Here is a 24,089-nt window from a genome sequence, read left to right on the forward strand (position 1 = left end):
CTACTTGCCTGACCGACCTTGAGCATCCGCTATCTTACTACCCCACTGAGGGTGTTGCGTCAGTTTTGCGATCTTTTTCTCAAGTTTGGCGCTTTTAGTGCCGATAACAGCCACAAACCTGCATATCCACCACATTTTGACGTCCGGACCGGCACTTCACCACGCTCCCGAGTCCACCAACCATGCAATCCGCTGAGAACGATTTTTACGCGTTACCCACAACATCTGGCAGGATAGTCCCATGGCATCACCACCACCTCGAAATGCCGGGACTCAACATACCGGGAGACGCGTCGGGCGTCGGGTCTTTCTCTCCGTACTCGGTGCCGGTGTCGTCACTACGCTCTTTGGCCACGATATCGCCCAAACCATCAGCGGTCTCGCCAACTCCGGTGGATTTAGCCTCGGCGGTTTCGAGATCTATACCGTGACCGGTTCGATCCCAGATATCAAACCAGCCACCTATCGTCTCCGAATCGATGGCCATATCGAACATCCCCTGGAGCTAACCTATGAAGACCTACGATCGATGGTCCATCACGAGGTCACCTTCACCTTTACCTGTGTCACTGGATGGACCGTGCCAAATACCCACTGGCGAGGGGTACGGCTTGCGGACCTGATAACTCAGGTGCGGCCTCACGCCGATGTCCACGGTCTTGAGTTTTACAGCGCTGACGGGGTCTACACCGATTCTCTAAGTCTTGCAGAGGCGAAGCGCAGCGATGTGCTCCTTGCCATGGACCTCGGAGGAAAACCCATCTCCGCCGATCATGGTGCTCCGGTCCGCCTCCTGGTGCCAGACATGTATGGTTACAAGTCCGTGAAGTGGCTAGACAAGATCAGCTTTGTCTCTCAACAGGTACCGGGTTACTGGGAACAGCGGGGCTATCCAGTCAATGCCACCATCTCCTGAACGCCACGAAACAATCCGACCGGTTGGCAAGGCCGTACGTTTCGCGGCCTTCGAGAAGCTGATCCACTGGGTCATCGCGGTCGCGATGCTAACCTTGCTTGCCACTGGCTTGATTCTGTGGGTGCCCGCCCTCTCTGCGCACCTACCACGACCACTCATCAATCGCATCCATATCGACACCGGCATCACCGCGACCATCGTCATGATCCTCTCGTTGATCGGACCGTGGGGTAGAACTCTTCGTAAAGATCTTCACGAACTGATGATCGCGCCGGTCGATCAGCTCAACTCCTGGACCGGAGTCATCGGTGATTGGCTGCATCGCGCCGCCCCATCGCCAGAGAGTGACAGACCCGAGAGGTTCAACGTTGGCCAACGCCTCTTTACTGCAGCAATGGGCGCTCTTGCAATCCTCGCGGTCCTCACTGGATTCGCCCTGCGCACACCCGGGCGGATCCCATTATCCATCCAAGGGGGTGCTGAATTCACCCACGAGCTCGTCTTCTTCATCATCTTCGTGTTGGTGATTGGCCACATCACCAAAGCACTCATGAGCCTCCGCCGAGACCAGTGTACGAAGGGAAATCCTCGACAACCGTAACGCTTAGCCATGGCAAGGAGCCTCTCAAACATACGAGGGTTCTCAATAACCCACTGCGCCAGCCATAGCCTCGGCGCATGACCGCGTTGCTCTCACCCAAGTAGGCGCCCGTTTTGTGGAATCTCCGACAACCAACAGCACCGCCCTGACCCCTCGCCTTCTGGTGCTCCACCGCGCAGCGCGACCAGCCCCCGCCAGGGTCCGAACATCGGATGCGACGGTTTCCCCTACCCTGACTACGTGCACAGATAGGAAAGACCTTACGCAAAGAGCGAGTCCGAGCACCACGGCTTCGCATATGGGCCAGCGACATTCAGACAAGTCAACGCTGGCACACTGCCTCGCGAACCAATGGCGACTACTCGCCGCAGCGCTGGCAGCGACCATACCCGTCACAAAGTGGCCAAACCAAAGGTTACGTGCTGTCCCAGGGACGTAAAGACACGAACGCAATACGAACCATCTCTACGCCCCTTCACCTACGACGACCAGTGATCTGGCTACGACAACCAACGCAAGTACGCCCTCAGCGCCCGATCTTGTAGCAGCCCACAATCAACCCAGGGGAGCGCCGAGCGACGCCAGCAATGTTAGAGGATTAGAGGACGGTCACCATGGTCCCGATGTGCAACATCGGATACACCACCGCTGCCGTCGGAATCGGGAGTTCCACGCAGCCATCGCTCTGTGGGAATCCATAGGCCGCACGAGGATAACCATGGACAGCGACTGACCCGTGAAAATAGTTGATCCAGTGAACGAGCACGTGGTAATGGGTGCCATTCAAGTTTGTACCGCTCATGTAACCTTGCTTCTCGCGCAAGAAGATCGGCCACGTTCCAGCATGGGTGTCATCTGCACCCGCTCCCGTGTTACAGATGCTGGTCAACACAACCTTGCCATCGATCCAGACCTTGAGAGTCTCAGGTAGTGGGGACTTGGCGACATAGACATATGAGTAGGGGTTCGGATCCAACTGATGTTGGGCGACCGCAGCCAGTAGCGCCGACCATACCGCCGCCGAGGGCTCCCCGTTGATCGGCAAATTGCTGACGTTTTCAAAGGCCATAATTGCGGCCTGGGTCGCTACCCCCCACGAGCCAGGGTAAAACGTCGCCTGCAACGACGACGGCTCATCGGACCAGCGCAGATTGAAGTTGCCCTTTTGGACTAGGGCCAGATCCGCGTTGGAGGCAAGTCGACTGGTGGCCTTAAAGCTGTAAGGCAGATAGTTCAGCTGGGCGAGCAGCTGCTGCATCCTCAACAACGACCCTTGGGCGATCGAGAAGGAGACCTGCTCCGGATTTTGCATGCGCTGGCCCGAGGTCGCAAGAATCCCCGTCGGCCCCCCAGGAATGGTGACACTCTCCGTACCACCCGGGGTGTAACTTCCATCAGGAGCGAACTCAATCGTGGTTGGATTCTCCAAGAACCAAGAACCGGCGACCGGCGGACTCAAGGTTGGCATCGGGGTATGCGAACTGATGGAGGTCGAGAAACCGATCGTGATCGGCTGGTTGGGACGCACCTTGGTGGCTCCGGGGCCCGGTGACACCGAGGCAACGACCACATTTGCGCTACTACCAGAGCTGGCAGAATCATTCGAGGTGAGGGTCGCAGAGGAGCTGCCGTGCAGACTTGGTACTACCACAATACCGACGGCGACCAGCAGCACCACCACGACGCCGACAGCGAGAAGCATAATTTTTTTGGAGAATTCCACCTACATCACCCTGTCCTCCAGTATAGCAACGCAGCTGAAGATAGTCTGAACAATCGTCACCGAGCTATGCGCCCATCGACGCTCGTCGGGGATATCCGCCTGATCGGATACGTCGATTGCTACGATAGTTGCGTGCACCATGCCACAACCTCAGGCTCCGAGAGAGCTCCTCGCATCGCTGCACTGACCATTTTTCTTGCTTACCTGATCTATCTCACTGAACGCACCATCGTCGTCGCCAAGGGCAACATCTCGAGCTTGGCCCTCATCGGAACAACTTTTGCTGATCGCAAGCAACTGCCCTCCTACCTCTACCAGCATCAGGGGAGCGGCTACGACGGCCAGTTCTTTCTCCGACTCGCCCTCGATCCCTTCGATCTACGAATGCACGCCTTTGGTATTACCATGAATGGCGCCTTTCGCGACCAGCGAATCGTCTACCCCTTCCTCGCCTGGGCTCTGGCACTCGGCCATGATCACTGGGTTCCCTTTACCCTGGTCATCGTCAACCTTTTGGCGGTAACCTTTATCGCCTACATCGGCACAAAGCTCGCGCGCAACACCGCTCATCCTGCGATGGTCGGCCTCCTTCTGGGGGGCTACTTTGGCTACACCATGAGCACCGGTCGTGACCTCACCGAGCCTACCGCCGCAGCCTTCTTGTTGTTAGCGATGTACCTCTTCGAACACGACCACCCCGCATTCGCAGGCCTCTCCTTTGCGCTCGCTGGCCTCGCGATTGAGACGGAGTTGATCGCACCCATCGCCATCGGCCTCATCTGGCTCATCGTGCTCCTACGCAAGCGACGATCGGCCTCCAATCCTCTCGTCTTTCTCATCCCGGGTCTGGTCGCACTCGCCTTCCAGGGATTCCTCCGCATCCTGCTAGGCAAAATCGCTCTCAGCGGCGATATCCGCGGCAACATCGGCATCCCGATCTACTCCGTCATCGTTGGGATCATTGACCATACCCACAAGATCAACCTCACCAACCTGATCTGGTTTGGGCAACTCGCGATCATCGGCCTCTTTGTGGTCTTGGCAGCGATGAACCTTAAGAGTCCAGACGTGCCTGGGTACCTCAAAGTGACGTGGACCATGATGCTCATCCTCACCCTGTCACTCTCGGGTGAGATCTGGAATCACTCCTCCTACTTTCGAGCAACCGACATCCTCTGGCTGACCTCGGTATTGATCTGGAGCCGTTCGCGACCCACCCAATGGTGGCCAGCATACCTGGGCTACATCGCAACCTTTGTGTCGGTCGCCCCATTGCTCCTATTCTTCTAAACCTTGCACACAACCAAAGGCCGCATCGCACCCAGCAACCAGTGATGAATCCGGCTATCCGAGTCCCCTTGACACCCGTTCTGGTCATAAATGTCAGCCTGCTACGGCTCTGTAGCGAGCTCCGCAACCACGAGAAAGGGGCCGTGACCATTGCTGCGTCGTTCCAGCGCCGAGGCAAGTTCATCCTTTGTTGTTGCTCGTTCACCATCCACCCCAAAGGCAGCCGCCAACGCAATGTAGTCAACGGATGGATTCCCAAAAGTCGTGAGCTGGGTAGCGACGGGCTTGATGCCACGGGCCATCATCTCCATCCGCAGGATCCGATAACCACCGTTAGCCGCGATCACGATTCCGACGTCGAGCCCAAGATGGGCCATGCTCCAAAGCGCCTGAGGTGCATAGAGTGCCCCTCCATCGGCCACGAGGGCACGCACGCGCCGTTGAGTGGCGATGGCAGCCCCAAGTGCCAACCCTAGACCTCCACCGATAGCGCCACCAGGATGGCCCAGGTACCAATGGGGTGGAGCGTCTCCACTATGGGTAAACATCGGACCTGAACTCGTCCGACCCTCATCGATCACGACATCACCACTTCGCAATGAGCGAGCAAAAATCAACCCCAAGGTCTCAACGGTCAAGGCCCCCTCGTCCGCTGCCGGCCCCACCTTGTTCGGCTCCGACCCATGCGACCTCGACGAGAGCTCACCGTCGGTGAAGCGCTGTTCCAGGATCACCCCTACAGCGTCGCCGGCAACCTGCGTCTGGACTCGTGGAGTAGCGAGCGCATCGCTAGCGGTCGCGTCTGGGACAGTACGGCGCCCCATGGCGCCGTCACCATGCTCAGTGTCGGCGACACCGAGAGATTGTGCCCAGTTTGCAAGCGTCGCTTCCGCCGGAGCACCCGGCAGCACAAGCGCAACGACCGGAGTCTGATCCTCGATGAGCTGGGGTCGTCGATGCTCCTCGGCAAAATAGGCGATTGGCTCCTGCGCTCCGACCAGGATCACCATGCTCGGTTTTCCAATCAGGGTCCGTGCCTGATCGGGGAAGTACGGTAGTTTAGGGATGAATGGCACATGCCTCCCTCGCTCCATCAACGCCGGGAAGACCTCCGCATAAACCCGACCGCCGAGGTGATCTGCAATCCTCCGAGCCCACCGCTGGCCAGTCGCACTGAGTGCACTCGACCCCAAGAGCAGAACTGGGTTCACACCTACCTGTTGGGCGGTGAGTGCGAGAGGGTCACGCTCCTCCTCTGTGCCCTCAGACCCAACGGTATCTCCGCCATTGGCAGGCGCTGGCATCGTCTGGGGTGCTCTGCCTGCAAGACCTATCTCGTCATCACCACCGTCGGGCCAGCTCGGTCCCTCACCATCGCTCGCCATAACGTCTTGAGGGGCGATGATGCCGACAGGGCCACGGAGCGATCTCGCGAGTTCTCCAGCGTGCTTGGTGACAAGTCCAACGGTCCGAGGATGATCAGCGACTACAAGTGCGACGCAGAACGGTGCCATGATCGCAGCGAGGTCAGTGTTGAGTGGTGCATCAACAGCCAAGTGTGCCTTGGGATGTTCCCCGACGATCACGATCATCGGACTGCGGGCACGCTTCGCATCATGGACGAATGCTGCCCCGTTGGAGAACCCAGGACCCAGGTGCAAAAGCACAGCACCAAGTCCGTGAAACCGCGCATAACCATCCGCTGCTGCGGTGGCGACAAGCTCCTGTGGAACCAGCACTGGCTCGATCTGGTGGCGATCTTCGAGGGCTCTGAGAAGTTCGAGCTCTGTCGTGCCAGGGTTCATAAATATATGGGAGATACCCTGTTCCTCAAGCGAGGCGACGAGTCTGTCAGCCCCGCGCACCGCCACCACCGTTCACGACGACGTTGACCAATTCCACACCAGTTCTTCTACCATCGTGGCTCACGTTGATCTCATTGCTCCCCTCTCTTGTGATGGCTCTCACTTGGACCGGTCAACAACACAGACCTCCAGGTGTGCTCCTGAGCTGGTGTTCTGGCTTTCTTGACGGCATTCATTGCAGACGCCATAGACATCGACTTGGTGATAGAGAGCCTCGCCAGGCATCGCTGTCTCGTCGAGCTCCGCACCCGGTGTCACCTCATAGCCGATCACCCGCTGACAGCTCAAGCAATGAAAGTGATGATGGTGTGGTGCAAACGGCGGCAGAAGTTCGTAGCCGACATCACCGCTCAAGGAGATTGCTTGCACAATCTGCGCCGCCACAAAGGCATCGATGGTGCGATACAGCGTTGGAGGGTGAATCCCTTCATTGGTGAGTTCAGCCAACAGATATGACCGGGTAACAGGATGCTCCTGGCGCAATAACGCCTCAAACACTCGCTGGCGCTCTCTGGTGATCTTGAATCCCTGACGGTGACACTTCTCCTCAAAGGCCTGTTGCAGACGATCAGCCACCATCAAGAGCTTCACCTTCGGTACTCACTTTACTGATCACCACAACACCTCTCTTGGCCCAGGCAATGGGCATCCCTGCGGGTCCATCAGGTCTTCGCCGCAACGGTATCCAACTCGGTGACCGAACCACAAAAATCAGTACCCTCCATAGTACCCCCGTCGGCGCTATGGCCGAATCAAGACCTCCGACTGTTAACCCAGATGGGGGCCACGGTCGATGGTGACCCCATGCATTGACCTTCTCTGCCTTGCCATCGTTCTCCCCTGGTGCAACAGCCCAGACACTCTCACCTGTCACCCCGATTCATCCCGCAGCATCGCTACAACGCCATCCGAACGTTACGGCGCCAATCGGTTCCTCACTGGAGGACGGTCCTCTCTCGCACTGCGTCGCGTCGTTATTCTGTAACAAGTTTGTTTTGGAACAAGTTGAGTAGCGATCATGGCACTAATTCCTGTTCAGACCGCCGGGAACCACCTATCGAGACGCGATAGATACCTCTCCCACCTAGCCTCGGTTACGACCACCGGACACCGCCATGGCGCCAGATCCTACACTCCCGCAGCGACTGAGGACTGAGAGACGTGCAAAGGCGAAACCTTGTGGTCATGCAGAGTGCTGCTCAGAGCGTCGGCCTCTCGTCCGGACGCCCAGGATCTCCGAGCACGACAGCTCAGTCTCTTCTCAAGCCGTTCCACCTACGCGTATGCCCGCTACGTTCTGGACCAAAACCAGTTCCTAGAGATAGGCCGGATAGAATGGAGTTTCAAACAAACGAAAGGTAGATCGTGAATTATCGACGTCTAGGCCGTGCAGGAATCAAAGTTTCAGAACTCTCGTTCGGTTCGTGGGTCACTTTTGGCCCACAGATTGGAGTAGGTGAGGCGACAGAGATACTCGGTTACGCGTACGAACAGGGTATCAACTTCTTCGACAACGCCGAAGCCTACTCAAGTGGCGAGTCCGAACGAATCATGGGAGCTGCCATCGCGCAACTCGGCTGGCCACGACATAGCTATCTTGTCTCATCAAAGTTCTATTGGGGTATCCATGACACCGTCAACGCCAAGTTCACCCTCAACCGTAAGTACCTCATCGAAGCCGTGAATGCATCCCTCGAACGATTCGGCCTCGATCATCTCGACCTGATCTACTGCCACCGTCCCGACGCCGAGACGCCCATCGAGGAGACCGTCTTTGCCATGCATGAGCTCGTCTCCGAGCATAAGGCTCACTACTGGGGCACATCCGAGTGGTCGGCTGACGAGATCCGCGCGGCGATCGCGGTAGCACGACAACATCATCTCCATGCACCAGTTGTCGAACAACCCCAATACAACATGCTTGAGCGGGCCAAAGTAGAGGTCGAGTACAAGCGTCTCCTCGACGAGGAAGGGATCGGCCTTACCACCTGGAGTCCTCTGGCCTCAGGTCTTTTGACGGGAAAGTATGCCAATGGTATTCCTGCGGGTTCACGTGCATCGCTGCCGGGCTACGAGTGGCTCCGAGAGATGCTGACCGACCCGAAGAGCGCTGCCATTGTCAAACAACTCGAACCGATTGCCAAGCGACTCGATGTCACCCTCTCCCAACTCGCTATCGGCTGGTGTCTGGCAAACCCGCAGGTTTCCACCGTGATCCTCGGCGCATCGAACCAGGCGCAGCTCAAGGAGAACCTCGGTGCTCAGGCTGCCTACGAACGGTTCACGCCTGAGATCCTCACCGATATCCGCACCATCCTTGAGGCTCGGTGAGTTAGACAACCTCGCGTAACAGAGCAACGCTGCTTGTGCGGACGCTACGTGCCGCACTTGCAGCGCTTTGCCCAAAGATCAACGATTCACGTGACGCGGGCAACCCCGTTCGTCAACCGATAGGTCCGCTGCGCGACGCCGTGCACCAGATCAAGACCGCCAATCGACAAGAACATCTCCCTACCCTTGCCGCTCATCCTTGCCAACAAGCAGTAGCGGCGAATCGTCCTCGTTGTCTTGCACCATTTGGGTGTCGGGTGATTCACTCATACTGTGGTAGGAACGACGAGGAGCTCCGACACTGCGCGATGCGCGGGATTCGCGGGTATTGTTGTGCTGGACTACAACAACGGTGTACACACGCCCCTCGGGTGACCATCGCCGCAGGAACGAGGCGTGTTGGATGCAGCACATCACCCGATTCCAGATCGAACGCGAACCCATCATCGCTGACTGACCAGACCGATTCGCCCTCTCTCGCGCTAGCGTCATAGGACATGGCGAGATTTCTCGTAAGTACCAGCCTCTCGGTCCATGCGGCCGTCGCCGAGATTACCCACGCGATGGAAGCGGCGGGCATGACGCTCTTTGCAACCATTGATCACGGAGAAAATGCGACCAACGTCGGCCTCGGCCTACCTGACACCGTCGTCCTCACTACTGGCAATCCAAAAGTTGGCACCGACCTGATCAGCAGCTATCCTGATCTTGCGTTAGAGCTCCCACCAAGATTGCTGGTCCGCGCAACACCGCAAGGTACTGAGGTTTGGTTGGCGAGCGTCGTCGAGAGTCTTGCGCGATTGGCGGGAGCTCCAAGCGACCCCGCCGCCGAGAAGATTGACGGTCGCCTGTCAAGTATCGTCACTGCCGCGCTCCACCCCGATTCCTAACGCCCTCGGACTCGTTGATCCAGAACAACAAAATCCTCGATTCTCTCGGGATCCCGTTCCTGTCGTGTCGGAGCGTAACGATGAGATGGAGCCGCGAACCTGGCCACGTTCGATACCGGCACCGGACGCTAGCAATGCACTACGCGCCTCGAACGTCTCCCTCGAATGCGATCGCAGCCTGCACTCTGCACTCTGTGCACGGTGCACGGTGCACGGTGCACGGTCACGACAACACTTACGACCCGGTGTTGAGCTTGGCCGGCAAGAGCTTGCCGACATCGAGGCCGTCCTCACCCAACCGTCAAGGGATCAGCAACGAACCGCCATGTAACCAAGGGTCAGGTACTCCACCTCAACCGTCACCTCGCCAAGACAAGCACGCAGTCGGTCGAGCACGTGATCACGGTCCTCAGAGCTCAGCGCGAGCACCTCGGACATCGTTGACATCAGTGCCACAAAGTCATCGGGCCCGTAGGTGAACGAGGAGACAAAATGGAGAGCCTCTGGAGGGGAAAATCCAAGATCCGCCTGCAGCAAACGTGCGAGGTTCCCGATCGTTGCCGTCAGGTCAGGGCGACGAAACAGTACTGGCAATCGGTGACTTGTCTCCTGGAAGATGACGGCGAGCTCCTTAGCAAGCTGGGCGTCTGCAATGGTGCCAACATTCCACCACGCGGCGAAGACACCAGTGCCACTGAGGAGGCGCCGGACCCGTCGCAGTGCTGAGGGACCTGCGAACCAATGCCAGGCCTGCGCACAGACAACGCCATCGAATGCTCGGCGCGGTCCGCGATAGTGTTCAAAGTCATTGGTCACCACGTCCACCTCACCGGCACTACGTGCTATCAGCTGGCGGGCCATGTCGCCATCTGGTTCAAGAGCGGTAACCCGTAGGCCACGACGGAGTAGCTCGCGTGTTGCGATGCCGGTGCCAGCGCCAACGTCAAGGACCGAGCCTCCCGCAGGAATGGCTTGCGCAAGCATCTCAAACAGCGCCTCGGGATACCCTGGACGCACCCGATCATAGGTCACTGCTGTTACCCCAAATTGCCTTCCAAAGCTGGTCACGGGATCACTTTAGCGCAGCAGCAGTTGCTAGGGTGAACCAGGTGACTGAACTTCGTACCATCCAGGATTTTTTGAACCGTCCCAATAGCGCGAGCTGGGGATCTGAACTGATCGAAGCACTAGCGGGCCGCCACCATAACGATGGGCTCTGCGCACTCATCAGTCTTGCAGATCCGGACCAGGCCTTTGTCCGCACGGGAGTCTTGGCAGGACTCCCAATACTGGTCAAAGACAATATCGACACCAAGGACCTTCCCACCACCGTTGGCTCTCTGGCCCTTTCGCTGGATCCGCCGCCCCGCGATGCCACAGTGATCGCCAAACTGCGGGCCGCAGGAGCTAACATCGTCGGCAAAACCAACCTCTCAGAATGGGCTAACTTCCGGGGTTTCGCCTCGGTATCGGGATGGAGCGGTCGCGGCGGCATTACTCGCAACCCGTACGATCCAGCACGATCGACCGGTGGGTCAAGTTCAGGCTCCGCCGTCGCCGTCGCTGCGGGATACGTGCCTGTCGCCATCGGCACAGAGACCGACGGTTCCATCCTCTGTCCGGCCGCCATGAATGGCGTGGTCGGCTACAAATCGACGGCGGGTGCCATTGACCGAGCTGGCGTGGCTCCACTCTCACGAAGCCAAGACTCGGTAGGCATCTTCGCCAATCGTGTCGCTGATGCTCGTCAGATCGCTCACCTCATCGTCGATCCACCCCACCAAGCGCTCCGACCCAACTTCGTCATCGTCGACTCGATGCTCGCCCAATACAACCCAAGGGTCATCGCCAATTTTGAAGAAGTCATCGCTCTCCTTGGTAAGAATGGGTATGCGATCTCGAGACTCAGCGCCGTTGAGGAGGGAACACTGGAACCTGATGAGGATGCAGAACTGATCGTCCTCGCGTACGAAATGACCGAGGATCTCGACCGATACCTTCGGGACCGCCAAGACCCCCTCACCAAGTCTCTCGCCGAACTCGTCGCCTTTAATGCTGCCCACCCAGAGGAAGAACTCCCTCTTTTTGGTCAGGAACTCCTCACCATGGGACTGTCGCATCCATGGGACGAGGTCACCTACCGCCAGGCGTTGACCACCAACCGAGAACAGACACGTACGGGACTGCAGGCGGCCATGAGTACGGCAGATGCCGACATTATTCTGGCACCGACGATGGGGGCGGCCTGGCTCATCGACACCATCAACGGTGATCCTTCCATCCCTGGATCTTGGTCTGCCGCAGCGGTGGCGGGTTACCCATCACTGACGCTCCCCATCGGCCTCCTCGGCCATCTGCCGATTGGCATGACGATGATCAGCCAAGCTCATACCGATCTGGCGTTGCTTGCGCAGGCCCAAGCCATCCAAGAAACTCTCGAGCGCAATCGAGGGGTGATCGCTCCTCCTCATCCTGAGTCAATGTGACATCGGCCACAACGTGGACCCAGCAGGGTCCTGCGATACAATGCCTAGCACGCCCCAACGAGCACCGTCGTTGGCCAAATAGCGTCGTTGGCCAAATAGTGTCGCTGGCCGAACACAGAGCCAAAAGACACTCCGATGGAAGGATTGCTCCTCCGCGCGGTTGTAACGAGCATGACCAGCATCAACGTCGTCCGTAGCCTCTCCGTTCCCCTTTCGGTCGCGTGGGAGGAGCTTGCCGCTATCGACCACCATGTCGAATGGATGGCCGATGCCGTTCGTATCGACTTTGTGACCGACCAGCATCAAGGAGCAGGCACGCGATTCACCTGTCTCACCAAAGTCGGACCGCTCAAGACTAATGACCTCATGGAGATCACGCGTTGGGATGAGGGACACGCCATTGGGGTACACCACAAAGGTCTGATCACCGGTGAAGGTCTGTTAGAGCTTCGCGAAGCCGCCGATGAAACCTGTCTACTCTCCTGGAAAGAAACCCTCCACTTTCCTAAAGCGATTGGTGGGGCCCTTACGGCCAACCTCGCCCAACCGATTCTCACCAAAATCTGGAGAGGGAATCTGCAGAGATTCGAGCAGTCGGCCATTCGACGGCTAGAATCGAACAAGCCATGATCAAAGCCAAGCGACGACCCAGAGATTTTGCCCAGCGATCTTGAGGCGCGTTTTCGAGCGCTCTCGCACCGGGCGCCCGTCGAGCCGGAGCGTTCAGTCGATGATGACGTCTCCTCAATGGCCGACCTTCTTGAGCGCGCTGGCTTCTATCACGGTCAGATTGTCCAGACGATCGTCATCCCGGCCCGCGATGCGCGTTTCCTCGAACCCACAACCCCACTCTCAGCACAGACAAAACGCATAGCCGATTCGTTGGGGGGTCAGCTCTATACGCACCAGGCGCTCGTCTACGACCACGTCCAGCTTGGGACCAACGTGGTACTGGCAACACCAACCGCATCAGGCAAAACCCTCGCCTTCGTGTTGCCAACGCTTGAGCGGCTCCTCCGGGACCCACAGGCGACCGCTCTTTTTCTCTACCCCACAAAGGCGCTCGCCTACGACCAACTCGAGCGTCTACAGGAGCTCGACCGGAGCCTTGGTGGATCACTTCGCCCCGCCGTCTACGATGGCGACACGCCAACCAGCGAACGGGCAAAGATTCGAGCAAATGCTCGCATCATTATCTCAAACCCACATGGCCTCCATCTTTACCTTGGCTGGCATGCGAGTTGGGAATCCTTCCTAGCCAACCTCAACGTCGTGGTGATCGACGAGGCCCACCACTACGTCGGCAGCCTAGGCGCCTCATTTGGGGGTCTGCTATGGCGCCTGCAACGGCTGACAGCTCACTATGGTGCCCGACCGGTGCTCATCGCGGCCTCCGGGACGATCGCCAATCCACAAGAACACCTCGAGACGCTCACCGGTCTGCCCTTCGTGGTGGTGGATCAAAGTGGCGCCAGCCAGTCCGCACGCACGATCCTCTTCTGGGATTGCACCCGAGACCCCAAAACACCTCCCTCAACGCAGGCCGCCTACCTCACTCGTCATCTCGTGCGCATGCGTCGCTCCGTCGTCGTCTTTTCCAACACTCGCGCCCAGGCGGAGTACGTCGCGATGGCAGGTTCCGATCGAAGCCACCGCATCTTGCCCTACCGATCTGGCTACTCTCCGGAGATGCGCCGCCGAGTCGAACACGAACTACGCTCGGGTGCAATCCGCGGCGTCTCAGCCACCAGCGCTCTCGAACTTGGCGTCGATATCGGTTCCCTTGATACTGTCGTACTCAATGGTTACCCAGGTTCTATCTCATCACTCTGGCAGCGCCTTGGCCGGGCCGGCAGGACCAACCTTGACGCTCTCGGCATTGTGATGGTCGGCGGGGATCCGATCTCTCGTTCACTCCTCGCCAACGCCAGCGAACTCCTTGAGCGCAGCCCAGAACATGCCATCGCCGCCTCCGATGACACCGACATCCTCACCCGCCATCTCCTCCTCGCGGCCGCCGAACTGCCCCTGAGCGAGGAGTCAGTGACTGATGGCCCCGGGGCCAGAGCCGCTCTTGCCGATCTTTTGGGTCGTGACCTTCTGACCCGAGACGGAGTTCACTATCGCTCCACTCGACAGCGCCCCCACCTCTCCACTCCATTCATGGAACGAGAGGCCAGCTACGAGATCCACTTTCAAGGCACACGCGATCATCGCACAGTGGAACGTATATCGATCCGCCAGGCACTTCGTGAGGCTCACAAGGGAGCTGTCTTCCTACACTTTGGCACCCCATTTCGAGTGCAGCGCGTCGATACCGAGCATCGACAGATCTTCTGCATTCCTGAGACCGATGGCCATCATACGCAGCCAACGCTGTTTCGGTCGCTCTCTCAAGGAAGAACGCTTGAGCGCCTCGAGCCCCATCCACTACTCGCAATGGAACGTATCGAAGCGCTCGTCGTAGAGCAGGTGACGGGTTACAAGGAGTTTGACCACCAATCGCGTCAAGTGGCCAAACGCAAGGTTGCCAGCCCCGTCATCTCAAGCCCGGCCGAAGCCGTCGTGATCACCTGTGTCGACCCCATCTATCTCGGTATCGAACCTGAGGAATTCTTCGCCGCGCTCCACGCGCTTGAACACGCGCTCACCAAAGTACTACCCCTGTTGACCAACGGAGGTACCTCTGATCTGGCAAGCCTCACCCTCCGCAACGGCGACGAACCATCGATAGTGATCTACTACCTCACCAAGTCACACCCATCCGCGATGATCACCAAAGTCATGGAGCATCTCGGCGAGGCGCTCCATCTCGCCGAGCGCATGATCACCGAATGTTCCTGTGCCAACGGATGCGCCTTCTGTGTCCTTGACCCCCGGTGTGACGACGAGGTGATCGACAAAGACGCCGCGATCAGCCTCTCCGGATCCCTCCAAAAACTACTTCACCATCCCGGGCCACCCACGCGAGGCAGCGACGACTGAGTTATCTTGTACGAAGCAAGACCACAAGCGCTGCCCAGAGATGCCAGCGAGCTGTACGCTGCCCCCCAACCATCGCGCGAGTCTAGGAAGAGACTCGTACCGACGAGGGCGCGGAATCGCAGTAGGAAGAGAGCTCGCATCGAAAACACGAAGGCGTCTTTGCTCTGCAGATGCGCCTGCCGTGCAGGATGAGTTGCAGCGAGAACGAACCCCACCGAACCTGGGGAACGAGCCCGCAAAGATCCTGTTCGATCGCCTCGGGAGTCTGCGCATTGCTCAGACCCAGTCGGTTGGACAGCCGACTGACATGGGTATCGACAGGAAGCCCCGGCAGACCAAAATAGACGGACCGAACAACATTGGCCGTCTTGCGTCCCACCCCAGGGAGGGTGGTAAGCTCCGAAAGCTCGCTCGGGACCTCCCCCCCATACTGGTGGGCAATCCGATCCGCAAGTGCGACCACATGACTCGCCTTGGTGCGGTAGAAGCCGGTCGAGTAGATGAGCTGTGCTACCTCGTCGACCGCCGCCGAACCGAGGGCGTCGGGCGTTGGAAAACGTGCAAAGAGCGGCTGGGTAACCGAGTTTACTACCGCGTCAGTCGTCTGAGCTGAAAGCACCGTAGCAACCAGGAGCTGGAATGGGGTCTCGAACTGGAGCGCACACAACGTTTTTGCATCGCCTGGGTAGAGGGCATCAAGCTGCTTAATGATCTGCTCAACCTGTTGTCTTCCCACCGATGTGACCCTCCCCTACCCTCGCCTACGTTAGCCTAGTACCATGGCCCATCTTGATGTACGCATGCTCAACCCTGACCGCCATCTTTCTTCCATCATCTCACTGGCGCAAGAGGTTGAAGCGGTGGAGCATCATCGAGCACTTGCCGACCACCGCTGGATCGACCTCACCAACCACCGTGCAGAGAGCCTCGAATCGCTCGTCGTCGTCGATCTAGATACCGATGTCGTAGCCGGTCTTCTCACCCGTAATGCGACGAACAAGGGAATCGAGTTCGAGCTAGCCATCCGCCCCAGTTACCCCTATGGACTCGTAGTCCAAGAGCTTCTCGATCGAGCGCTGGGCGATTCCACCATGCCTGCAACCCAACGGGTGAGCCTCTGGATCCCCAACCCCAATCAGGAGCGTGACCGCCTCTATCGCAGTCTCGGCTTTCATGCCGATCGCGAAGTGCTCCAGATGCGACGAACCCTTCCCTTCGAGGGACTCGTGCGCTCCACGACACTCAAGTTTCGAACCTTTCAACCCGGCGTAGACGAGGCCGCCTGGCTTAGCGTCAACAACCGAGCCTTTGAATGGCACCCAGATCAAGGTGACTGGGATCTCGCCACCCTACGCGAACGAGAGGGTGAGCCGTGGTTCGATCCCAACGGATTCTTTGTCGTCGATGATGAGACTCGCATGCAAGGGTTCTGCTGGACTAAGATTCACCACGACTGTCAACCTCCCGTCGGCGAGATCTACGTGATCGCTGTCGATCCAGAGGATGCCGGCAAGGGAATCGGTAAAGCACTGCTAGCCGAAGGCATGTACTACTTAGGAGAGGTGCGCAAACTCTCCTCCATCATGCTCTATGTCGAACGCAGCAACGAGAGCGCCCAAGGGCTCTACCAAAGCTACGGCTTCTCCATTGACCACGCCGACCGCCGCTACGTGCTTTTCCCGTCAACGAACGCACTCCCAGACGACCGCTGAGTCCCCTCCCACCTGGAGCCCACAAGAACCCGAATCACCACGTTGATGAAGACCAATGTGTCGATGATGCCTCAATGAAGCCAGGTAACCCAACGCTCAGCAGAAAAGTTCTCCAGCACCTATGAACGGTCTAACGACACGAGGCAACTCTTATGGGCAGCGCGTCCAAGGGCGTGTGGTGTCGACTAGCGTTGCGTGGTGTTGTTGGGTCTGCTGCGTCCTGGGGTCAGTGGTGATCGCTGTGCACGCTGGTGTGAGCCAAGTCAGCACACCAAGGCTGGATCGATCACGAGCCAGGGCTCAGCAGCCTTGGCCACACAGGTCTGAATAACGAGCATGGACAAAGGAGTTCGCGATGGACAGAACCGATGAACAAGAGTTCACAGAGTACTTCGAGCACCAACGCGGCTTCCTAGACACCGCCAGTATCGGCCTACTACCAAAGGCAACAGCCGCCAGCCTCCACATCGCGATCGACAACTGGGCTACCGGCAAGGCCCGATGGTTCGACGACTGGCTTGGCAAAACTGATATCGCTCGTAGTCTTTTTGCCAAGATGGTCGGAGCGGATGAGCAGCTCGTTGCCACCGGGCCATCGACCTCGGTGATGGTAGCGCTCATCGCCAACGCACTGCCGGCTGGCGCGCGCGTCCTCGCACCAGCCATTGAGTTTACGTCAAACCTCTACCCCTATCTCGTACAGGCGGATCGGGGCATCGAGATCATAACGGTTGGCGAAGATGATCTCATCGATGCTATCGACCACTCGGTTACCCTGGTAGCTGTATCAGCAGTCCAGAGCGCCAGTGGGCACGTTACCGATTTGGAAGCGCTCAAACAGCGGGCCAAGCGAACTGGAGCTATGGTGGCGGTGGATGCCACGCAGGCCACCGGCTGGCTTCCTCTCTCTATTGACGGCCTCGATGCCATCGTCAGTTCCGGCTACAAGTGGCTACTGTCCCCTCGTGGCACGGCCTATCTCGCGCTCTCTCAACGTCTTGGGGCCATGATCAAGCCGCTCTACGCTAACTGGTATGCCGGTGACAATATCGCCAACTCCTACTACGGAACCCAACTCCATCTCGCCAAGAGTGAGCGCCGCCTCGACCCCTCTCCTGCATGGCTCTCGTGGATCGGAGCAGCAGAGTCGCTTGCACTCATCGATCATCTCGGGATCACCGCAATCTATGACCACGACATCGCTCTCACCACCGAATTTCTCACTCGGCTCGACCAACCTCTGCCGGAGAGAGCATCAGCGATCGCCTCGCTCAAGCTGGTAAAGCCCATCGATCCAACCTCCCTTCCCATTACGGTATCCATGCGTAGCGGTCGTCTGCGTATCTCCTTTCACCTCTACAACACCGCCGACGATGTGGAACTTGCGGTCAAAGTTTTGCGAGGTGCGGTTGTGTCGGATGAGGACCGCTGACGATGAGGGATCTTGAGCATTGACCAGCATCACGGATCTTGTGATAGCCATGTGGCTCACCTTCCACCGCGACGATTCCGATACCGCGCGTAGCTCCTTGATTCACAGCCCGCCCCTCCGCGGACCAAAGGTACCCTGCACTGCCGCGTTCGATCCACTACAGGAGAACGGTCGATCCGCGTCCGCTCGGATGGTACCATGCCATGGTCCTATCTGGATGCCCTCTGAACCTCCTAGCGCACGAGAAAGTGCCAACCGACCCAGGCCCATCCGAGGGTCAAGACGATCGCTCCAATGGGCCGCGTGCGCAACGCCGCAACAAGATCACTCAGTCGATGCCCCCGGATGTGGGTAACCACCGCCATCACTACCACCCCCGCCGCGATGAACGCCCAGATCGCTAAACTCAGGCTCCGCATATCGCCAACCAGACACCAAGACCGAGCCAGGCAACAAAAAGAATCACCCGTGCCTCGATGCCGTAACCGAGCGCGCCATTGATGATCGATGAGATCGTCGGATGGGAGGGTCGCGCACCTCCAAACAGGTTGAAGAGCTCAAGGGTCAGTACCGCCAAGGCCGCGGGCGACCACGTCCATACGGCCACCCTGTCAAAGGGGCGCGGAGCTTCGTGTTGCACCTTGCGAAAGAAGACGACGACAACCACAGCAATGGCGATACCCGTCAACACCTCCGCTCGGCGGGTAAAGGTATGGCTCTGCGCCTCTAGATACGTCCATGTGAGCCCAAACGCCCCACCTGCGAGTAGTAAAATGGTGTGCCGCAGCCTCGCTCCAGCTGCGAGTAGTCGAAGAACACGCCGCAACCTCATGAGTAGCTTTGCCCCACCTGTGAGTAGTTGGATGGAGCGTCGCAGCCTCATGCGTCGCTTCGCACCAACTTGGAGCGCATCAAAGCAAGTCCAACGACGGTTGTTCCAAGCGCCACGAGTGAGAACACCATGGGCACGAACCCATCAGCGCGGTGTAGCACCAGAAAGCCCAAGAGGACAAGGAGCACAGGAAGAATGAGGACTCCGCGCATTCGATAACCCAGTTGATGGAGCCGTGCTGCGTCGTAGGCCGCAATCCGCCCCTCAAGTTCGAGATCAAAGCCAGAGAGGCAACCAGCAGACCCTGCCGCTGCACAGTTGGCACACTGTGCGCCACAGCCATCGGTAGCTTCGGGTTCGCGCTTGGCCCTTGAACCAATCAGAACAGCTGCACCAACGATGAGTCCGGCGACGAGTCCACCAAGCGCTACCATCATAGAGTCCAGTCCCAAGAGTTTCAGGCAAAGGGAGATCATGCCGGCAAAGAACGCTCCGATCGCAATCGCCCAGACAAACCTGACCAGCACCATCCGATGATAGAACGTCCTGGCTTGGTGCTTGCTAAAAGATTGGGTCACCTAGACTATTCTACCTCCCTGATCCTGCTGTCAGAAACTCGACGTAGGATGATGGATCATGGGCATCGCGACCACTCAAGCCGCTCTTCATCCCTCAACGACACAACTGCAAACGACGACGTTCGTTATCGTCGATACCGAGACCACTGGTGGATCTGCGAGCTATCACCAGCTGACTGAGGTGGCTGCGCTCAAGGTCTGCGGCGGACACGTCATTGGCCACCTTCGATCGCTCATAGTGAACCGCTTGCCCATACCTGCCATGATCGTGACGCTCACCGGTATCACTGATGCGATGTGTTGCGTCGCACCGGAAGAGCTAGAGGTCCTACGGGCCTTTACGTCCTTTGTCGGCGACGCAACCCTTGTGGGCCACAACCTGCGCTTCGACCTGAGTTTTCTCAACGCTGCCCTCTCCCGTTCGCATGCTCCCTCGCTCAACACTACAACGATCGACACCCTGAGCCTCGCACGTCGTCTACTCCAGGGCGAGGTCGAGAACTTTAAACTTGCGACTCTTGCCGAGTACTTGGGCCTTCGTCGACCAAGCCATCGAGCCCTTACCGACGCATTGACCACGACTGACCTCCTCCACGAACTCATCGGTCGTCTCGGCAGCATCGGCATCACCACACTTGAGGATCTCGATCGCTTTTGTCCAACGAAATCATCACGTCATGATCTCACCCGTGCATGACCAACGTGCTTTCCCAGGAGAAGGCCGACTCTTTTGGACCGTTCATTGGGGTGCCGATTCCCGGCAAGGATCTCACGGAGGTTCCTGGTTGAGCAGCGACCTACGGATTGCTGGCTGCGTCCATGGATCCAAAGGAGGAGAGCAACCTGGTGGTAACGGCACTCGAAGATGCTGGCTTCCTACCCTTTGGTCGCACCAACGCCCCCACATTTGGTGTGATACCGGTAGCTGAAAACCTCCGCTATGGCGTCACGGGGACCCCAAGGAATCTTGAGCAAACACCGAGAGGGTCGAGCGGCGCTAGCCCAGATGGCACCCCTAGTCCATGGCAACGATAGCGCTGCCTCGATCAGGATTCCTATGTCACGCTGGGGCTTGGTTGCTCTCAAGGTCTCTCGATGGAGGGTACCCTCCGGGAACTCCTCGTGGAAAGGGGAATCGGTCGAGGGGGTGTTGATCCGTGACGTGAGCGATGTGGCGCTGGTACTCGATGAGATCGCCGGCCCGGATCCTCTCGGGTGCTCCGCCACCCCGGCCATTTGCCAGTGCCATCAAGAGCGATGTCAGCCCGCTTCACAACGCTCCGTTACCAAGGCACCGCTTGGCGTCGAGGTTGACCCTCCAAGTGCATCGAGGCGACGACGTCGGTCACCCGGGGACTCGAGTCGCTCAGGCACTTGACTCAGACAACAGCCTTTGGCGACGCTGACGAGTTCCTCGGGCGCTTCTTGCAGGTAGTCAAGACCCGACTTGTGGAGAATCGTGAAATTGGTTGGACCAGAACAGACGGGTTTATTCAACAAGACCGAGAGGCAGCCGAAGCGGTTTCAAGCCTTGACTACATGCGATCTGTTGCCGACCTTGTGCGGTGGATTCGTACGTTCCTGGAACCATAGGGGGCGGGCGCGTTATATGCTCATGGTCCCAACCATGTCGATCCTGCCTCCACTGCCGGTTCGGGGTTCGAAGGGCTCCACAATGGTGAAGCGACCTCAAGCTCGTCCCTGACCGTCTTCCAGATAACGGTCTTTACCGCGCCGACTTCGATATGACCGATCAGCCGGCACTCTTCCTTCTCGCAAACCTCAGCGTCACAGGGGTTCCAGCTGTTGGCCCAACCCTTCGACGAACTGGCGCCGCTCGCGCTGAGCACGCAGCTCAAGCGAGCACTCGGTTAGACGACCCGGTCACTTCCAGAACGCTTGGGGACGCGTAGGGCAGAGCGGGTTTCAATCAGATGGATTCGCTGCCTCGTCGCCTTGGAGTCCCTGGGTGGGGGTGGGGACGTTCGCACGCCGCTCGACCTCCGCTGCTCTGATGGCGTGATGGGGGCGGCCGAGGACGAAATAGAGCGCCCCGATGATCACGATGATGGTGATCACCAGAATGGTCAGCCAGTCGAAGTTAAAGAGTTCGCCTCGGGGTGAGTTCAGTCCAGTTGGCGCGATGATGTTCACGATCATGCCGACTCCGTAGATCAACCCCAAGACCGCGACGAGGTACCCCCATCTGCCAAGCTGGAAGGAGCCCTCGGCTTTCCAGCCACGCAACCTGGCGATGAGATAGGCGAGCACCACCATTTGGAACGAGATGTAGATACCCGACACACCGAAGCTCACGAGTGCCGTCAGCGCGTTGACGTGGGCCGGATAGACGATAAAGCCGATGTGAATGGGCTTTGTGGGCGTGAAGTGCACCAAGAACGAGAGGAGTTCGGGGATGATAGCAGCGAGGAGAATTGCGGCCACTGGGGTGCGACGCCGGGGAGAGATACGCCGCAGAACACGGTGTCCTGGTACCGCCCGATCTCGGGCATAGGAGAACACCAAACGAGCACCCGCACCCTGGACGGCCAGACCACACGAGAAGAAGGCGAAACAGATAATGAACAGAATGAGATCTTGGAAGAACTTGGCGGAGATGGCACTTGAGAGGATTGCCGGAACGCCTTGGGTTGCGGCCAGGGCAAAACCCTTGGGGCCAGAAGGAATCGCAAGGCTGAGCGCACCGACCAGAATCATCGAGACGATACCACCGAAGATGAGAGCCGAGACCATTGCACGAGGGACATGGCGTGACGCATCCACGACCTCCTCAGCGACATCACCAGCGCTTTCAAAGCCATAGAAAATGTAGACCGGTCCGAGCACCGCGATCAACGCGGCCCCTGCCCACCAGTTGCCGCCGAAGTTCACCCCGAGCGGGCTGGTCTTGAGGTGGGTCGTTCCCTGGGTAGTGAAGAGATAGCCGAGTGAGTGATGGGTGGCGAAAGCGAGCAAGATGATTGCCAGCCCCACGGTCCCGAGTACCTCGAACCACGTTCCGATCCTTGAGATCGACCCGAGGAACTTAACGCCGTAGACATTGAAGAGTGTCTGACCGGCGAGGTAGAGGGTGGAGATGAGCAAGATGGTGTTGGGGGAGGCTCCATTGAGGTGGGTGCCGAAGAGGTTGTTAACGAGATCGGCAAAGTAACTGGGAACACCGGTGTCGACGGAGGCCACCGTGATGATAAGGGCCCAGCCATACATCCACCCGACCCACCAGCCGTACCCCGAGCCCATGAGACGTTTGCTCCACTGAAACAGGGCACCCGCGATCGGATAGCTCGATCCAAGCTCGCCGAAGATGAGGGCGACAAAGAGCTGGCCGATCACGACGAGAGGGATCAACCAGATAAATGCGGGCCCCCCGGTACCAAGGCTCAGTGCGTACAGCGAATAGATGCCTACCACGGGTGACAAGTAACAAAAGGCAACCGAGAAATTCTCGAACAGAGTCATGACTCGAGAGAGTTCTTGATGATAACCCAGCTCGTTGAGCCGAGCTTCGTCGCTCTTTGGTACCGGCGTATCGTTCGCTTCCACTGTTTCCCCCAAGGTCACGGCACTGCTACCAACCTTAGCGTTGATAATGAGCGTGGATGATCAGAATCGGAGATTTTTGTAGATTTTCTGAAATAAGCGGAAATCTAGGACCCAAATCATCTGGAGTGAGTCGTTGCATATAGCGGCGATCTTCGCGTGGAGTCTCGCAGGTTGTAGTTTTGCTTTATGGCTGTTCTTCGAGCCTTTCTGTTTGCCACTGAATCGCTTGTTGGGTCGTTGCAGTCTTTTGCGCAGCTTGGCATGGGCCTTTGGCCCGTCGATCTTCTCTCCGCTCGAGAGCCTAGCGAGGGTCGTGACCCCTAGGTTTAGGCCGATCTAGTTGTGCGTCTTTCGGTAGGGGCTGGGTTCTCTCCCTCAATCGCGAAGCTGAGGGGGCACTGATCTGCGCGCCTTGAGACGGCAGCCGAGAGCATACGTCCATCACAACGAACTCGCTCTGACATACGAATGTATCCGAGTTTTGGCATACGGACTCTATTTCATCAACCCCAAACGCTCCGCTTGACAACGTAAAAGCGTCGTGGACGCCCTTCTTTTTGAACTTTGGGTACCGGCTTCTACATGCAGGGAAGCTAGCAAATGAAGCACCCAGGTCAATCAGTGCCTCTTCGAGAGCACCCTTACTGACCTCCATCATCGGCGGGAACCGCTCACGTTTGATGCTGTTGAGCTCACGGCTGAAGGTATATTGGCTAGGAGCAGGTACTGACAGGTCGATCTTGTGGAGTTCGTGGTGCTCTTTCCAGCGAGCTAGACCCCAGTTATAGGCGAATCGAGCTGTCTCAGCTGCTCGCGCGAGACAGTTGGCCTGCTTATTGTTACGCTCTAGCCTTATTTTGTGGGCGGTGATCATCTTTGAACAA

Annotated in this window: 25 protein-coding genes; 14 read left to right on the forward strand and 11 right to left on the reverse strand. The window is 58.2% G+C overall.

Going from position 1 to position 24,089, the window contains the following annotated elements; translation table 11 throughout:
- The first annotated feature begins 241 nt into the window (after window positions 1-241).
- The gene (locus M7439_RS03385; protein WP_298346870.1) at window positions 242-916 is read left to right on the forward strand and encodes a molybdopterin-dependent oxidoreductase; all 675 of its coding nucleotides are present in this window, start codon (window positions 242-244) and stop codon (window positions 914-916) included.
- Complete coding sequence (locus M7439_RS03390) at window positions 900-1,517, forward strand: cytochrome b/b6 domain-containing protein (RefSeq protein WP_298346872.1); 618 nt, start codon at window positions 900-902, stop codon at window positions 1,515-1,517. Before M7439_RS03385 ends, M7439_RS03390 begins: the two co-directional genes overlap by 17 nt.
- Window positions 1,518-2,115: 598 nt before the next feature.
- Here the strand turns inward: M7439_RS03390 and M7439_RS03395 are convergent.
- A complete protein-coding gene (locus M7439_RS03395) occupies window positions 2,116-3,240 on the reverse strand; it encodes a L,D-transpeptidase family protein (RefSeq protein ID WP_298346875.1) in 1,125 nt (374 codons plus the stop codon).
- Between the two features lie 132 nt (window positions 3,241-3,372).
- Between M7439_RS03395 and M7439_RS03400 the strand changes: the two genes are divergently transcribed.
- Window positions 3,373-4,530 (forward strand): hypothetical protein, encoded by a 1,158-nt coding sequence (locus tag M7439_RS03400; RefSeq protein ID WP_298346876.1) that lies wholly within the window; start codon window positions 3,373-3,375, stop codon window positions 4,528-4,530.
- 101 nt (window positions 4,531-4,631) lie between these two features.
- Here the strand turns inward: M7439_RS03400 and M7439_RS03405 are convergent, their stop codons facing one another.
- Both M7439_RS03405 and M7439_RS03410 read right to left on the reverse strand, forming a co-directional pair.
- On the reverse strand, window positions 4,632-6,395 hold the full coding sequence (locus tag M7439_RS03405) for a thiamine pyrophosphate-binding protein (RefSeq protein ID WP_298346879.1): 1,764 nt from the start codon (window positions 6,393-6,395) through the stop codon (window positions 4,632-4,634).
- 99 nt (window positions 6,396-6,494) lie between these two features.
- Window positions 6,495-6,974, reverse strand: a complete 480-nt coding sequence (locus tag M7439_RS03410) for a Fur family transcriptional regulator (RefSeq protein WP_298335654.1) — start codon at window positions 6,972-6,974, stop codon at window positions 6,495-6,497.
- Window positions 6,975-7,760: 786 nt separating this feature from the next.
- Between M7439_RS03410 and M7439_RS03415 the strand changes: the two genes are divergently transcribed.
- The 3 genes from M7439_RS03415 to M7439_RS03425 all read left to right on the forward strand — a co-directional run bounded on the left by M7439_RS03415 (window position 7,761) and on the right by M7439_RS03425 (window position 9,947).
- Complete coding sequence (locus M7439_RS03415) at window positions 7,761-8,726, forward strand: aldo/keto reductase (protein ID WP_298346884.1); 966 nt, start codon at window positions 7,761-7,763, stop codon at window positions 8,724-8,726.
- A 497-nt stretch (window positions 8,727-9,223) separates the two neighbouring features.
- On the forward strand, window positions 9,224-9,616 hold the full coding sequence (locus tag M7439_RS03420; protein WP_298346886.1) for a DUF302 domain-containing protein: 393 nt from the start codon (window positions 9,224-9,226) through the stop codon (window positions 9,614-9,616).
- An 85-nt stretch (window positions 9,617-9,701) separates the two neighbouring features.
- A complete protein-coding gene (locus tag M7439_RS03425) occupies window positions 9,702-9,947 on the forward strand; it encodes a hypothetical protein (protein WP_298346888.1) in 246 nt (81 codons plus the stop codon).
- On the opposite strand, the gene M7439_RS03430 is transcribed toward M7439_RS03425, so the two are convergent.
- Window positions 9,926-10,684, reverse strand: coding sequence for a bifunctional 2-polyprenyl-6-hydroxyphenol methylase/3-demethylubiquinol 3-O-methyltransferase UbiG (locus tag M7439_RS03430; protein ID WP_298346891.1), 759 nt, complete (start codon window positions 10,682-10,684; stop codon window positions 9,926-9,928). The genes M7439_RS03425 and M7439_RS03430 overlap by 22 nt on opposite strands.
- Window positions 10,685-10,725: 41 nt before the next feature.
- On the opposite strand from M7439_RS03430, the gene M7439_RS03435 reads away from it, so the two are divergent.
- From M7439_RS03435 to M7439_RS03445, 3 genes are all read left to right on the forward strand, one after another.
- On the forward strand, window positions 10,726-12,102 hold the full coding sequence (locus M7439_RS03435; RefSeq protein ID WP_298346894.1) for an amidase family protein: 1,377 nt from the start codon (window positions 10,726-10,728) through the stop codon (window positions 12,100-12,102).
- A 135-nt stretch (window positions 12,103-12,237) separates the two neighbouring features.
- The gene (locus M7439_RS03440; protein WP_298346895.1) at window positions 12,238-12,732 is read left to right on the forward strand and encodes an SRPBCC family protein; all 495 of its coding nucleotides are present in this window, start codon (window positions 12,238-12,240) and stop codon (window positions 12,730-12,732) included.
- Between the two features lie 27 nt (window positions 12,733-12,759).
- Window positions 12,760-15,087 (forward strand): DEAD/DEAH box helicase, encoded by a 2,328-nt coding sequence (locus M7439_RS03445; protein ID WP_298346899.1) that lies wholly within the window; start codon window positions 12,760-12,762, stop codon window positions 15,085-15,087.
- Between the two features lie 82 nt (window positions 15,088-15,169).
- Here M7439_RS03445 and nth read toward each other — a convergent pair whose 3' ends face one another.
- Window positions 15,170-15,823, reverse strand: coding sequence for an endonuclease III (nth, locus tag M7439_RS03450; RefSeq protein WP_298346903.1), 654 nt, complete (start codon window positions 15,821-15,823; stop codon window positions 15,170-15,172).
- Between the two features lie 43 nt (window positions 15,824-15,866).
- Here nth and mshD point away from each other — a divergent pair, with 43 nt between their 5' ends.
- Together mshD and M7439_RS03460 are read left to right on the forward strand one after the other, a co-directional pair.
- Entirely contained in the window at window positions 15,867-16,799 is a 933-nt protein-coding gene (gene mshD / locus M7439_RS03455; RefSeq protein ID WP_298346905.1) for a mycothiol synthase, read from the forward strand.
- A gap of 355 nt (window positions 16,800-17,154) precedes the next feature.
- Entirely contained in the window at window positions 17,155-18,231 is a 1,077-nt protein-coding gene (locus M7439_RS03460) for an aminotransferase class V-fold PLP-dependent enzyme (protein ID WP_298346906.1), read from the forward strand.
- A gap of 233 nt (window positions 18,232-18,464) precedes the next feature.
- Here the strand turns inward: M7439_RS03460 and M7439_RS03465 are convergent, their stop codons facing one another.
- Genes M7439_RS03465 through M7439_RS03475 form a run of 3 tightly spaced genes read right to left on the reverse strand, consistent with a single transcriptional unit; the run spans window position 18,465 to window position 19,641 of the window.
- Window positions 18,465-18,650, reverse strand: a complete 186-nt coding sequence (locus M7439_RS03465; protein ID WP_298346908.1) for a DUF6186 family protein — start codon at window positions 18,648-18,650, stop codon at window positions 18,465-18,467.
- Window positions 18,638-19,114, reverse strand: coding sequence for a hypothetical protein (locus M7439_RS03470; RefSeq protein WP_298346911.1), 477 nt, complete (start codon window positions 19,112-19,114; stop codon window positions 18,638-18,640). Before M7439_RS03470 ends, M7439_RS03465 begins: the two co-directional genes overlap by 13 nt.
- Complete coding sequence (locus M7439_RS03475) at window positions 19,111-19,641, reverse strand: hypothetical protein (RefSeq protein WP_298346913.1); 531 nt, start codon at window positions 19,639-19,641, stop codon at window positions 19,111-19,113. The genes M7439_RS03470 and M7439_RS03475 overlap by 4 nt, the downstream gene beginning before the upstream one ends.
- 58 nt (window positions 19,642-19,699) lie before the next feature.
- Between M7439_RS03475 and M7439_RS03480 the strand changes: the two genes are divergently transcribed.
- The 3 genes from M7439_RS03480 to M7439_RS03485 all read left to right on the forward strand — a co-directional run bounded on the left by M7439_RS03480 (window position 19,700) and on the right by M7439_RS03485 (window position 21,019).
- Window positions 19,700-20,338, forward strand: coding sequence for an exonuclease domain-containing protein (locus tag M7439_RS03480; RefSeq protein ID WP_298346916.1), 639 nt, complete (start codon window positions 19,700-19,702; stop codon window positions 20,336-20,338).
- A 122-nt stretch (window positions 20,339-20,460) separates the two neighbouring features.
- The gene (locus M7439_RS13000; RefSeq protein ID WP_366525234.1) at window positions 20,461-20,676 is read left to right on the forward strand and encodes an amidase family protein; all 216 of its coding nucleotides are present in this window, start codon (window positions 20,461-20,463) and stop codon (window positions 20,674-20,676) included.
- Entirely contained in the window at window positions 20,609-21,019 is a 411-nt protein-coding gene (locus M7439_RS03485) for an amidase family protein (RefSeq protein ID WP_298349440.1), read from the forward strand. The genes M7439_RS13000 and M7439_RS03485 overlap by 68 nt, the downstream gene beginning before the upstream one ends.
- A 548-nt stretch (window positions 21,020-21,567) precedes the next feature.
- Here the strand turns inward: M7439_RS03485 and M7439_RS03490 are convergent.
- From M7439_RS03490 to M7439_RS13010, 3 genes are read right to left on the reverse strand one after another with little or no spacing between them, the layout of a single operon-like run.
- On the reverse strand, window positions 21,568-23,205 hold the full coding sequence (locus tag M7439_RS03490; protein WP_298346920.1) for an APC family permease: 1,638 nt from the start codon (window positions 23,203-23,205) through the stop codon (window positions 21,568-21,570).
- Window positions 23,206-23,265: 60 nt separating this feature from the next.
- A complete protein-coding gene (locus M7439_RS13005; RefSeq protein ID WP_366525236.1) occupies window positions 23,266-23,541 on the reverse strand; it encodes a transposase in 276 nt (91 codons plus the stop codon).
- A complete protein-coding gene (locus tag M7439_RS13010; RefSeq protein WP_366525235.1) occupies window positions 23,507-24,079 on the reverse strand; it encodes a transposase in 573 nt (190 codons plus the stop codon). The genes M7439_RS13005 and M7439_RS13010 overlap by 35 nt, the downstream gene beginning before the upstream one ends.
- Window positions 24,080-24,089: the final 10 nt, after the last annotated feature.

It is taken from the genome of Ferrimicrobium sp. (assembly GCF_027319265.1).
GTDB lineage: Bacteria > Actinomycetota > Acidimicrobiia > Acidimicrobiales > Acidimicrobiaceae > Ferrimicrobium.

Bases quoted from the DNA above. Each gene is read 5' to 3' on its own strand.
- M7439_RS03385 (WP_298346870.1), top strand. From the start codon at position 242: ATGGCATCACCACCACCTCGAAATGCCGGGACTCAACATACCGGGAGA.
- M7439_RS03390 (WP_298346872.1), top strand. From the start codon at position 900: ATGCCACCATCTCCTGAACGCCACGAAACAATCCGACCGGTTGGCAAG.
- M7439_RS03410 (WP_298335654.1), bottom strand. From the start codon at position 6,974: ATGGTGGCTGATCGTCTGCAACAGGCCTTTGAGGAGAAGTGTCACCGT.
- M7439_RS03420 (WP_298346886.1), top strand. From the start codon at position 9,224: ATGGCGAGATTTCTCGTAAGTACCAGCCTCTCGGTCCATGCGGCCGTC.
- M7439_RS03425 (WP_298346888.1), top strand. From the start codon at position 9,702: ATGGAGCCGCGAACCTGGCCACGTTCGATACCGGCACCGGACGCTAGC.
- M7439_RS03440 (WP_298346895.1), top strand. From the start codon at position 12,238: ATGGAAGGATTGCTCCTCCGCGCGGTTGTAACGAGCATGACCAGCATC.
- mshD (WP_298346905.1), top strand. From the start codon at position 15,867: ATGGCCCATCTTGATGTACGCATGCTCAACCCTGACCGCCATCTTTCT.
- M7439_RS03460 (WP_298346906.1), top strand. From the start codon at position 17,155: ATGGACAGAACCGATGAACAAGAGTTCACAGAGTACTTCGAGCACCAA.
- M7439_RS03465 (WP_298346908.1), bottom strand. From the start codon at position 18,650: ATGCGGAGCCTGAGTTTAGCGATCTGGGCGTTCATCGCGGCGGGGGTG.
- M7439_RS03470 (WP_298346911.1), bottom strand. From the start codon at position 19,114: ATGAGGCTGCGACGCTCCATCCAACTACTCACAGGTGGGGCAAAGCTA.
- M7439_RS03480 (WP_298346916.1), top strand. From the start codon at position 19,700: ATGGGCATCGCGACCACTCAAGCCGCTCTTCATCCCTCAACGACACAA.
- M7439_RS13000 (WP_366525234.1), top strand. From the start codon at position 20,461: ATGGATCCAAAGGAGGAGAGCAACCTGGTGGTAACGGCACTCGAAGAT.
- M7439_RS13010 (WP_366525235.1), bottom strand. From the start codon at position 24,079: ATGATCACCGCCCACAAAATAAGGCTAGAGCGTAACAATAAGCAGGCC.